At 65.2% G+C, this 9,632-nt stretch carries 9 protein-coding genes; 4 read left to right on the top strand and 5 right to left on the bottom strand.

The window, feature by feature from the left end; genetic code table 11:
- Positions 1 to 771: 771 nt before the first annotated feature.
- The 5 genes from AX735_RS17565 to rpmG all read right to left on the bottom strand — a co-directional run bounded on the left by AX735_RS17565 (position 772) and on the right by rpmG (position 4,702).
- Positions 772 to 1,296 (bottom strand): L,D-transpeptidase family protein, encoded by a 525-nt coding sequence (locus tag AX735_RS17565; protein WP_066282794.1) that lies wholly within the window; start codon positions 1,294 to 1,296, stop codon positions 772 to 774.
- Entirely contained in the window at positions 1,293 to 2,342 is a 1,050-nt protein-coding gene (gene ribA, locus AX735_RS17560; protein ID WP_066282787.1) for a GTP cyclohydrolase II, read from the bottom strand. The genes AX735_RS17565 and ribA overlap by 4 nt, the downstream gene beginning before the upstream one ends.
- Positions 2,343 to 2,367: 25 nt before the next feature.
- Entirely contained in the window at positions 2,368 to 3,174 is an 807-nt protein-coding gene (locus AX735_RS17555) for an exodeoxyribonuclease III (protein WP_066282784.1), read from the bottom strand.
- A gap of 604 nt (positions 3,175 to 3,778) precedes the next feature.
- The gene (locus AX735_RS17550) at positions 3,779 to 4,417 is read right to left on the bottom strand and encodes a LolA family protein (RefSeq protein ID WP_066282800.1); all 639 of its coding nucleotides are present in this window, start codon (positions 4,415 to 4,417) and stop codon (positions 3,779 to 3,781) included.
- A 117-nt stretch (positions 4,418 to 4,534) separates the two neighbouring features.
- Positions 4,535 to 4,702, bottom strand: a complete 168-nt coding sequence (gene rpmG / locus AX735_RS17545) for a 50S ribosomal protein L33 (RefSeq protein ID WP_023839125.1) — start codon at positions 4,700 to 4,702, stop codon at positions 4,535 to 4,537.
- Between the two features lie 236 nt (positions 4,703 to 4,938).
- On the opposite strand from rpmG, the gene AX735_RS17540 reads away from it, so the two are divergent.
- The 4 genes from AX735_RS17540 to AX735_RS17525 form a co-directional block, all read left to right on the top strand.
- Entirely contained in the window at positions 4,939 to 5,313 is a 375-nt protein-coding gene (locus AX735_RS17540; protein WP_066282782.1) for a hypothetical protein, read from the top strand.
- A 21-nt stretch (positions 5,314 to 5,334) separates the two neighbouring features.
- Positions 5,335 to 5,898 carry a TMEM165/GDT1 family protein gene (locus AX735_RS17535; protein ID WP_066282780.1) on the top strand — a complete coding sequence of 188 codons (564 nt, stop codon included), beginning with the start codon at positions 5,335 to 5,337 and terminating at the stop codon, positions 5,896 to 5,898.
- A 101-nt stretch (positions 5,899 to 5,999) separates the two neighbouring features.
- Positions 6,000 to 6,467, top strand: a complete 468-nt coding sequence (locus tag AX735_RS17530) for a Dps family protein (protein WP_066282774.1) — start codon at positions 6,000 to 6,002, stop codon at positions 6,465 to 6,467.
- Between the two features lie 198 nt (positions 6,468 to 6,665).
- A partial coding sequence (locus AX735_RS17525) for a trypsin-like serine protease (protein ID WP_066282771.1) occupies positions 6,666 to 9,632 on the top strand: 2,967 nt, incomplete at its 3' end.

Genomic DNA, 9,632 nt, shown 5'->3' with positions numbered 1-9,632 from the left:
ACCCACCCCTAACCCCTCCCTTGCAGAGCGGGGAAGGCGCTTTGTCTTACCGTGAGTGGCCGGCCTTCATCCGTCTCGCCAAGGTCACCCATTCACCCACGCCCGCTCATCCTGAGCAGCGGGCGTCAGCCCGCGTCGTCGAAGGACCCGCGCCCACGCTGGTCGTATCGCGGGGCCTTCGACAAGCTCAGGCTGAGCGGAGGGGGCGGCTAAGGAGCCGAGATGGACGAAAACTACTGTGCAAAAAAGACCCCGAAGCAGATGATTACCTTTGCTGTACCTCTGCTTCAGTCCACCAGCGCAAGCCGCGAACGCCTTTGCTGCCTCGCAGGATACGCTCGACGGCATCCCCAAGTCGCTCAACAGCTTGCTGCGTCGGTATGCGCTTGAGCCACTTCCGTACATACGGCTTTGATGGCTCGATAAAGCACAAGAAGCCGTCCTCATATTCCGGATACGAACCACAGCCGATCCAGAGCGGGAATGGATCGTGACGCAATCTGACCGACCATCCCCAGTCCTCCAAAATTAGGTCTTCGACCTCAAATCCGACACTGGGCAGCATGGATCTCAACAGGTCTGCAACCTTTTTACCTTGTGGCAAGTCAGAGCTGATTTGAGCATCAAAGAGATCATCTGATCGGAATTCTAAGTGGGTTCGCATAGCGGCAAGCTAAACAGCTTCCCGGTACAAATCCACCCAACGCCCGCCATAAGGCGCTTACGGAAAACCCATTAAAAGCGGACATTCCAAACCCCGCCCAGCCCCGCTCACCCGATCTCCAGCACCATCCCCGGCCCGAGCATCGGCAGCAACGCCTCCATATCCGCGCGCGCGATGGCCACGCATCCTTCGGTGCTGCGCTCTGCTGCAGGCTTCGCCTCGTTCCACAAATGGAAGAAGATCGCGCTGCCTGCGCCGGGTACCGGGGGCGCGTCGTTATGGCCGAGCACCAGCACCACGTCGTAGAGCATGTCCTCGCGCTGGAGGGTTTCGGCGCTGAAGCCGTGCGGCAGGCGGACGGGGCGGTTGTACGCCGGGTCGGCGGGGTCGTCGGACCAGCCGTCCGCAGCATGCGTCCAGCGCCAGGGCAGCGCGAAGCCCGGCGGAGGGACGCTGCGGCCGGGGCGGAACAGCGCGGCGCGGATCGGCCAGCTGCCCTTGGGCGTGCAGCCATCGCCCTCGCGCTTGGCCTCGGCGGAGCAGGCGCCGCTGCGGCCGATGGTGCACGGCACGGTCCAGTCGCTTAAGCTGACGGTCAGCGCTGCCGTATCGACGCGGACAGTGTCGTTCACAGCTGATGGCCGGTGCGGTCGCGCTTGGTCACCAAATAGCGCGCATTGTGCGGATTGGCCTCGATTTGCAGCGGCAGCCGCTCGGCAATCTCGACGCCCAGGCTGGCGAGCACCGCCTGCTTTTCGGGATTGTTGGTCATCAGCCGGATGGCGGGCACGCGCAGCGCCTTCAGCATCTGCGCCGCCACCGCAAAATCGCGCGCATCGGTGGGGAAGCCCAGCCGGTTGTTGGCATCGACCGTGTCATGCCCCTGGTCCTGCAGCTGATAGGCGCGCAGCTTGTTGATCAGCCCGATGCCGCGCCCTTCCTGGCGCAGATAGAGCAGGATGCCCCAGCGCGCGTGCGCCATCGCATGCAGCGCGCCGTTGAGCTGCGGCCCGCAATCGCATTTGAGGCTGCCGAACACGTCGCCGGTCAGGCACTCGCTGTGCAGCCGGACGACCGGAATGCTGCCATCGGGCGTGCCGACGATCAGCGCGACATGCTCGTGGAAATCGGCGTCCGATCGGAAGGCGACGATCTCGGCGCTCTCGCTGGCGCTCACCGGCAGCCGCGCGCGCGCGGCGATGCGCAGCTGCGCCGGGTCGGCATAGGCGGCGACATCGGCGGGGGTGACGACCGGAGCGTCGAAATCGACCTCGCCATCGCCCAGCAAGTGATAGGCGGGCAGCAATCCCGCGAGCCGCGCGAGCTGCATCGCGGCTTCGGCAGCTTGCGGTGCGGGCAGGGGCTGGGCTGCAAACGGCCCCTTCATCGGCTGCGCAAGATCGAGCGAGGGATCGGCAATCGCGATCGCGCGGGCGCTGTCGAGCGCGCCGGGCACCGCGATCAGCACCGGCGCATCGGGGCGCGCGGCCTCTTTCTGGTTGGCGAGCTTGAGCGTGATCGCGCGCGCGGCGGAGATCAGCAGCTTGCGGCCCGTGCCCAACGGTGCGCCGCCGGTCTCGACCGGGCGCAGCGCGAGCCTGCCGGTTTCGCTCTCTAAGATGATGTCCCAGCCCCGGGCCAGCGCATCGAGCGCCCGGGCCGCAGCACGCGCATTCATCGCGCTCCCCCCGAGGCGCGTGCCATCAGAACAGGAACTCGCTGATCAACGGCGCATGGTCGGACGGCTGCGCCCAGCCGCGGCACGGCTCGACGACGCGGTGGCTCTTCACCGCCTCGACCAGATCGGGCGAGACCCAGATATGGTCGAGCCTGCGGCCCTTGTCCGATACCGACCAGTCGCGCGCGCGATAGCTCCACCAGGTGTAGAGCCGCTGCGGCGCCGGATAGAACTTCCGGCCGATATCGACCCAGCCATGCGCGTCCTGCAGCGCCTTCAGCCGCTCGATCTCGATCGCGGTGTGGCTGACGGTGTTGATCAGCTGCTTGTGGCTCCACACGTCCGATTCGAGCGGGGCGATGTTGAAATCGCCCAGGATGATCGTGCGCCCGTCCAGCCCGCGCGACCATTGCGTCATGCGTTCGAGGAAATCGAGCTTCTGGCCGAATTTGGGGTTGAGATCGCGGTCGGGAATCTCGCCGCCGGCGGGCACATAGACATTTTCCAGCCGCACCGTGCCGCCCAGGGGCCCGGTGATGCTCACCCCGATATGCCGCGCCTCGCCATTGGCCTGCCAGTCGAGCCGGTTGTCGTCGCTCAGCCGCATCTTGCTGATGATCGCTACGCCATGGTGCATCGGCTGGCCGTGAAGCTTCTGGAAATTATAGCCGAGCTGGCGGAAGGGGCCTTCGGGAAAGTCGTTGTTGATGACCTTGGTTTCCTGAAGGCACAGGATGTCGGGCTGCTCCTCGGCCAGGAACCGCTGCACCGAGGCGAGCCGGAAACGGACCGAGTTGATGTTCCACGAAGCGATTTTGAGAGGGGCAGCCATGGGCAAGGCTCTAGCCAGCGATTCCTTCTAACCCAAGCCCTAAACGTTAGGCAGGCCGCAAAAAACCCTCGTCCCGGGGGCATTGGAACGAGGGTTCTTTGTTGCGTTCGTCACGCTTGGGTGAAGCCGGTGGTTCGACCAGGTAACAGGGGGAAACCTCGTCGCCGTCTTCGAAAACCGTTCTAACGGGAGAAGGCTTTCTCCCATGTGAACGGATTTGAGAATCTTTCGCAGTTCGTCGATGGCGCGCGTCGGTTCGTCAGGGGGCGAGTGCGATTTTCTCCAAAGACCTTCGTCATTCCCGCGAACGCGGGAATCCCGCTTTTGCTGTGCTGGTGAAAGACAAGCGGGACCCCCGCCTCCGCGGGGGTGACGAGAAAGGATGCACGATCGAAAGCCCTCCCCCTTGATGGGGTAGGGTGGGTTAGGGATGATGGTGCGGGATGAAGCCATAGGGTTAACGGGCGCAAAGGCTGCGTCCGGACGCGCCCTCACCCCCACCGCTGCGACTAGGCTCCTTTGTCGCCAAGTCTCGCTGCCTTCCCCCATCAAGGGGGAGGGAGTGCTTAGTTCAGCGAGGCGACGCGCTCAGCTTGCGGGTCGATCAGCGTCGCGGGCCCTTGGCGCGGGGGTCGGTCCAGGCGAAGGCGGTGTCCGCCACGGCGACATTGTACTGCTGGCCCGAGAGGCGGATGGTCGTCCGCTTGTTCTGCGAATCGAGCGCGACCCAGCCGACCAGCGACAGGCCGCCCGGCGCGGAGCCGCTGCGGGTGAAGATCAGCGTGATGACGCCATATTCGGGGCGCTTGGGATCGCGCACCTCGACGCTGACGACATTGGGGTCGCCTGTCGGCACGACCTTGCCATAGCGGCTGAGGTCGCGGCTGGGATCGAGCAGCGCGCCGAGCGGCGAGTTGCGAATCGGCCAGCGCTGAACCTGCTTTACCTGATAGTCGATCATGGTGAGCGCGCGGCCGTCGCTGACGATCAGCAGCTGCGCGTCCTTCTGATATTCGAAGCGGATGCGGCCCGGCTGCTTGAGCGTCAGCGTGCCGCTGAGCGTCTGGCCGCTGCGGTCGGTCTGGGTGAAGTTCGCGCGCAGCGACTGCATCGCCTTCAGGTGGCGCGAGACCTGCGCCAGCTCGTCGCCCTGGGTTGCGGCCTGGCCGATCGCGGCGCTGGGCAGCGCGGCAGGCACGACAATCGCCGCGCTGGCGAGCAGCGCGGCGGCAACGGATTTCATCGGCAGGTTCAGCATCGGGATCAGGCTTCCATAAAGCGGAAAATACGCCGAAACCCCTGGTCCGTTGCGATTGAACCGGCGCTGAATCGCCGGTTCATCGTCACAGACCGGACAAGATCACTTGATCTTGGCTTCCTTGAACTCGACATGCTTGCGCGCGACGGGATCGTACTTGCGGAAGGTCATCTTCTCGGTGATGTTGCGCGGGTTCTTCTTGGTGACATAGAAGAAGCCGGTGCCTTCGGTGCTGACCAGGCGGATCTTGACGGTGGCTGGCTTGGCCATGACCTGTTCCTTCGGGTTAGAAATCGGGTGCAGGAAACGGCGGCTGCCGGGCCCTGCAGAGAATCACAAACACAAAGAGCGGCACATGCGGCCGCCCTTCAAACGTGAAGGCGGCCCATGCCGGATGGGCGCTGGCTTGTCAAGCAGCGCGGCGTTCCGGGCCGGCTCGCTGCGGCGCAAAAGGCGCTTACCCGAAAATTAACTGATGCGTGCGAACCTTGTGCAAGACCGGCCGAATGCAGGCCGGTGCCTTGCAGGAGCGGATCGCCATGCAGCAGTTTTCGCCTTCGGACCCCGCGCAGGACCGGCTGAAGCTCGCGCGCCAGCAACTGCGCATGCAGGCCGGGCATATCCGTGCGCTCGCCCGCCGCGTCGCACGCACCGAACTGCAGCGCGAGCTGGGCAAGATGCGGCACATGGCAGAGGTCAATGCGCTGCCTTGCGTGAGCGATCTAGCGCACGGCCTTGAGCATCTGCTTGCGCAAGGCTGGAGCCGGACGATGGCCGCGCATTATCTCGATGCGATGGACGAGGCGATCGCCTGCGATTCGGGCGATGGCGAGATGCGCGCGGCGATGCTGGCCTCGATTGCGGTGCGCGGCGTGCGCTGATTGGCGCTAACGTCGGCAGGGATGGAAGCCTTTCTCACCACATTGCTGCTGACCGCGATCGTTCAGACGGGCGACCGCGCGCAACTGCTGTGCGCCGCTCTGGGCCAGCGCTTTGCCCGGCCCGTGCTGCTGACGATCGGCGTCGCGCTGGCCTGCGGGCTGATGGCGCTGATCGGCGCACTGGGCGGCGTCGTGGTCGGAACCTGGATAAGCCTCGATGCGCTTCGGCTGTTCTATGCGCTGTCGCTGCTCTTTGCCGGGCTCGGCATGCTCGCTCCACGGCGGCCGGTCGATACGCTGCCGGGATGGCGTACGGGGCCGCTGCTCACCGGAATGCTCGGCCTGTTCATCCTGCAGTTCGGCGACAAGGGGCAGTTCATCGTCGCGGCGACCGCCGCGCGCAGCCATGACTGGGTCTGGCCGCTAATCGGTGGCTGGGCAGGGACGGTGCTGGGACTCATGCCCGCGATCATCTGGCAGGAGCGGCTTGCCGCCTGGCCCATCCGCCCGGCGCGGATCGCTGCCGGGCTGGTCATCACCGCCATCGGGCTTGCGCTCGCGCTCGGCGCCTTCGGGCTGGTGTGAGCCAAACACCCGCTGCATCGGCGCGAACCGACAAATCGCCATGGGAATCGCACAAAACCAACCTATGTTAGCCGCATCCGCAGCAAGAACAGGAGCACGTCATGGGAAACAAGAAGGGCGACAATGCCGGCAAGGCACTGGCCGAAGCGATGAACGGTCTGCTGGCCGACGGATTTGCGCTGTACCTCAAGACCAAGAATTTCCACTGGCATGTCGCGGGTCCGCATTTCCGCGAATATCACCTGCTGCTCGATGATCAGGCGACGCAGATCCTCGCCATTACCGACGCGATTGCCGAGCGCGTGCGCAAGAACGGATTCCGCACGCTGACCTCGATCGGCGATATCGCGCGCCGCAGCTCGATTGCCGACAATGACAAGTCGGGCGTGTCGGCCGAAGCGATGCTCAAGGAGCTGCGCGACGACAATCTCGCCTTTGTCGCCAAGCTGCGCGAGGTCAAGGAACTCGCCGGACAGGCCGGGGACAATGCCACTGACGGAATCGTAGACGACTGGACCGATCAGGCGCAGGAACGTGCCTGGTTTCTCACCGAAACGCTCGGCAAGTAATCGTCCGCACGATTACTCAACGGCCCCGGACCCCCTCATTCTGGGGGGTCGGGGCCGTTTTCATGCCGTTTCTGTAACAAAATGTGTCAAAGCGGCAACAGATCGCCACAATCGGAACGCACTTCAACGGCCTGCGTTGCCTTTCGTTCCGCTCCAGCTAATTTCCCCGATCAACAAAACGTTGATCAGGGGAAATTCATGACCTTCAAGACCTCCCACCTTCACAAGGCAATTCTGGGCGGAACCGCGGCAACGGCGATGGCCGTCGCGCTGGCTTCCGCTCCGGCGCTCGCCATTGTTCCGAACAACAACCAGACCCCGACGCAGATTATCGACAATGCGGGCGGCGTGAACGGCGTTGGCATGTTCTTCCGCAACGACGGTTTTGTCTGCACCGGCACGCTGATCAATCCGCGCACCGTGCTGTTCGCCGCGCACTGCGTCAACGATCGCCTCGCGACCGATTACAGCAGCATCGACGGCACCGTTCCGGCCGCCTTCTCCTTCAATGTCGACGCGCGCCCCGGTTTCCAGAACTGGGCCGCCAATGCGTTCCGTTCGAATTCCGCGCTGAACGTATTCAACATCAGCCAGATCCAGTACGATCCGCGCTCGCTGCTCAACCCGCAGGCGCTCGGCTTCCTTGAAGCCGATATCGCGCTGGCGACGCTCGATACGCCGGCTGCCCGCATCCCCACCTGGGCGCTGCTGTTCTCGCCGCTGCCGACCCCGACCACGATCGATCCGGTTCGCGGCACCGGCTATCACGTCACCATCACCGGCTATGGCCGCTCGGGCAACGGCACCGCAGGCGCTACGCAGGGTGTCGACTTCCGCCGCCGTGCTGCGGAAAACATGCTGGGCGCGCTCGCCTCGCTCGACGACCGCAACGACTTCCTGTTCGGTCCTGCCGCGCCCGGAACGCCGCCGCTCGGCCAGAACCTCTACAATCTGGACTTTGACGATCCGCGTCGCGGCACTGCTGGTGCCAATCAGTTCGACATCAACATCCACCGCGACGATGCGCTTCCCGGCGAAGGCACCACCGCAGGTGGCGACTCGGGCGGTCCGCTGATCCTCACCGCATCGCGCAACACGCTGTCGACCAAGAACCTGCAGATCGGCGTGCTGTCGGGCGGCAGCCGCTTCTTCGGCCCGCAGGCGTTCAGCAGCTATGGCACGACCAGCTTCTACCAGCCGCTCTATCTCTATTGGGATTATATCGCTGCGACCAACCCCTATCGCTATGTCACCGCAGCCGCCGGCAACGGCAACTGGGAAGACGCCAGCCGCTGGGTGACGACGCTCGACCCCAACTACAACATCATCAATGCCAGCGGCCAGGTGGTCAACGGCATCCCGACCGGTCTGGGCCTCGGCATTGCCGGCGGTGATCCCGATTTCGGCCAGGTCTGTATCCAGGGCCTCGGCCTCAACGAGTGCCGTGATCTGGCGACCCGCCGCGACTTCACGCCGCCCGCTCGCACCACCGATGGTGCAGCGGTGGTCTCGGGCATCGGCCGCGCCGACCTCAACGGTCAGCTGAGCGGCGGTGCAGAACAGGTGGCGCTGAACACCACGGTCGGCACCGAGGCTGCTGCGGCAACCCCCGCCGCTGCCGCCACCGCGACCGAGGCTGCCCCGGCAGCGGCCGTGACCACGCTGACCCGCGCGGACATGATCAACTCGCTGAGCACGGGCGACAATGCCGTGGCTGGTCTGCAGAACCAGCTCGCAACGGCTGATCTCGGCACGCCGCTGAGCGCAGCCGCCAGCGCGGAAAGCCTGGCCGCGCTGCAGAAGCTGGCCGAAGAAGCCCAGCGCAACGGCAGCGGCATCTTCCGCACCGGTCCGCTGCCCACCGCGACGCTGGCCAACGGTCTGCCGGGTGCGACCAATTTCGTGCCCAACAACATCAACCCCAACAACCGCACGGGCGTGGCCGGTCGCTATTTCGACGTGACCCTGAGCGCCGCCGGCACCACCACGCTGTCGAGCGTCGTCACCATCGACCGCCTGACCGTGGCCAACACCGCCGGCCTCACCATCGCTGCTGCGGGCAACCTCTCCAGCCTGATCGACGTCACCCAGACGGGTGGCACCGTCAACGTCAACGGTCGCCTGCGCTCGGTGGGTGACTACACGCTGGCGGCTGGCCTGCTGACCGGCACCGGCACCATCCAGGCGCCGTTCGTCACCAGCATCATGGGCACGATCGCGCCGGGCGGCGTCGGCAGCATCGGCACGCTGACCATCGACGGCAGCGCCGTGCTGTCCTCGGCGACGCAGTTTGCGGTCGATGTCGGCAACGGCGTGTCGGATCGCCTGGCGATCACCGGCGCAGCCAGCCTGGGTGGCCGCGTGATCGTCTCGCCGGTGTCCGGCTACACGATCAAGAATGGCGACACCTACCGCATCGTCACCACGGGCGGCGCGATCACGGCGGCGTTCAACTCCGCCGCTCCGATCAGCGCCATCCTGACGCCGGTGCTGACCACCAGCGCCAATGCCGTCGACATGCGCATCACCGCAGGTCTGTACCGCAACGTGATCGCCAGCGGTTCGGCCGTGCAGCGCTCCTATGCGGGCATTCTGGACAGCAACCGCAGCGCCGAGCGTACCTTCGCCGACGTGTATCTGCGCACCGACCTGATGTCGGCCGCCCAGATCCAGGCGACGTTCGAGCAGCTGGCTCCGTTCACCGAATCGGCCCGTCTGAACATCGGTGAAGCCATGCTGTCGGCCAGCTCGCGCTTCCACCGCACCCGCATGCAGTCGGCTCTGTCCGGCAACATGGGCGGCACGATCGCGATGATCGGCCAGCCGATGGGCATCGCCGCCACTGCCACCAACGGCATGGCGCTTCCGGGCGCGATGGCTGCGGCTGCCGCTGCACAGGATGGCCAGGAAGCTGCCGTGACCGATTCGACCTCGCTCGACAGCAGCTTTGCGCTGTATCTGGGCGGCGGTTACATCAACGGCAAATCCACGGCGATGCCGACGGCGCTGACCACCGGTCGTCGCGACTTCTTCGACGGCTATTTCATCACCGGCGGTTTCGAATATCTGCCGCGCGATGGCGTGGTGCTCGGTATCTCGGGCAGCTATTCGGACGTCGATGCCAATGTCGTTCGCGGCCAGAGCGTGGCGGGCGAACTGCTGGAA

The sequence above is a fragment of the Blastomonas sp. CCH1-A6 genome (assembly GCF_001556365.1).
GTDB lineage: Bacteria > Pseudomonadota > Alphaproteobacteria > Sphingomonadales > Sphingomonadaceae > Blastomonas > Blastomonas ursincola.
The sequence above is the reverse complement of the archived record's forward strand: the minus strand, read 5'-3'. Positions and strand labels throughout refer to the sequence as shown.

Excerpts from the sequence above, each read along its gene's own strand:
- ribA (WP_066282787.1), bottom strand. The coding sequence starts at position 2,342 with ATGAATGCGCGTGCTGCGGCCCGGGCGCTCGATGCGCTGGCCCGGGGC.
- AX735_RS17555 (WP_066282784.1), bottom strand. The coding sequence starts at position 3,174 with ATGGCTGCCCCTCTCAAAATCGCTTCGTGGAACATCAACTCGGTCCGT.
- AX735_RS17550 (WP_066282800.1), bottom strand. The coding sequence starts at position 4,417 with ATGAAATCCGTTGCCGCCGCGCTGCTCGCCAGCGCGGCGATTGTCGTG.
- rpmG (WP_023839125.1), bottom strand. The coding sequence starts at position 4,702 with ATGGCCAAGCCAGCCACCGTCAAGATCCGCCTGGTCAGCACCGAAGGC.
- AX735_RS17540 (WP_066282782.1), top strand. The coding sequence starts at position 4,939 with ATGCAGGCCGGTGCCTTGCAGGAGCGGATCGCCATGCAGCAGTTTTCG.
- AX735_RS17535 (WP_066282780.1), top strand. The coding sequence starts at position 5,335 with ATGGAAGCCTTTCTCACCACATTGCTGCTGACCGCGATCGTTCAGACG.
- AX735_RS17530 (WP_066282774.1), top strand. The coding sequence starts at position 6,000 with ATGGGAAACAAGAAGGGCGACAATGCCGGCAAGGCACTGGCCGAAGCG.